We start from the raw sequence: 1,206 nt of genomic DNA, 5'->3' as shown, positions 1-1,206 counted from the left end.
AATTCCAAGCGTGATCTTTACCGAGGCTAGCCTTCAAAAGCCGCAGGAGATCCCCGCAGATCCCTTCACTGCATTCACCGGCGCCTCGCCTCAGGCGGTAAAAGTGGGCGGGCACTGCCTTGTCCGAGGTGTTATCGGGAAACGCCAGGGGGTCGATGGTCAATCATATGGCACCCGGTTTGAGGTGCGTCTTCCGACGACCTGGAACGACATGTTCCTTTTCCAGGGCGGCGGCGCAGTTGATGGCTTCCTGGCGCCGGCCGTCGGGACCATTCCTTGCCGGAACTCGACCGCGGCTCCCGGGCTCTTGCGCGGCTACGCTGTTGTAAGCATGGATGGCGGGCACCCAAGCCCCGATCCGGCTTTCGGGGTCGATCAAGCCGCACGCATTGATTTTGCGTACGCCTCCATTGGCAAAGTCACTTCGGTCTCGAAGCAGGTGATTGCCAAGTTCTATGGGGCGGCTCCGAAAAAGTCGGTGTTCATGGGATGCTCGAATGGCGGTCGTGAGGCGTTGATAGCGGCTCAGCGATATCCGCTCGAGTTCGACGGCATTGTTGCAGGTAGCCCGGGTTTTCGTCTCAGTGCCGCCAACATTGCCGAAGCCTGGGATACTCGCCAGTACATGAGCATCGCTCCCAAGGATGAGGCCGGCCATCCCATTCTATCCCGCGCCTTCTCCCAGCAGGATCTGAACATCGTCGCCAAGGCGGTTCTCGCTGCCTGTGATGCCCGCGATGGCATTGAGGATGGCGTCATCAACGCCTGGCAGCAGTGCCGGTTCGACCCAAAGGTCCTGTCCTGCCAAGGCGATAAGACGGACAGCTGCCTCACGGCTGGTCAAGTGCAGGCCATGAGCCGCGCGTTCGCGGGTCCGGAAAGCTCCGATGGCGAAAAGCTTTACAGCGATTGGCCATATGATACGGGCGTTGCGGGCGCGGACTGGAGAATGTGGAAGCTGGGCAATTCCCCCACTTCCCAGTCGGATGCAAATAACATCGTTCTGGGAGCCCGCTCGCTTCAATACTACTTCATGACGCCCCCGGCGCCGAATTTTGACCCCCTGAAGTTCGACTTCGACAAGGATCCGGCACGCGTTGCGGATACGGCCAAGCTCAATGATGCGACCGGCACGTATCTCGCCAGCTTCGCTGCCCACGGTGGAAAGCTGCTCTTGTTTCAGGGACTTTCCGATCCGGTCTTCTC

The 1,206-nt window shown here is 59.9% G+C and carries 1 protein-coding gene; it reads left to right on the top strand.

The annotated features are described in order from the left end of the window. The coding region (locus tag NKJ55_RS35365) for a tannase/feruloyl esterase family alpha/beta hydrolase (RefSeq protein WP_352453920.1) at positions 1-1,206 on the top strand (1,206 nt) is incomplete at both ends.

This window comes from Mesorhizobium sp. M0106 (assembly GCF_040322715.1).
Lineage (GTDB): Bacteria > Pseudomonadota > Alphaproteobacteria > Rhizobiales > Rhizobiaceae > Mesorhizobium.
Note: the sequence above shows the minus strand (reverse complement) of the source record. Positions and strands in the feature narration are given on the sequence as shown.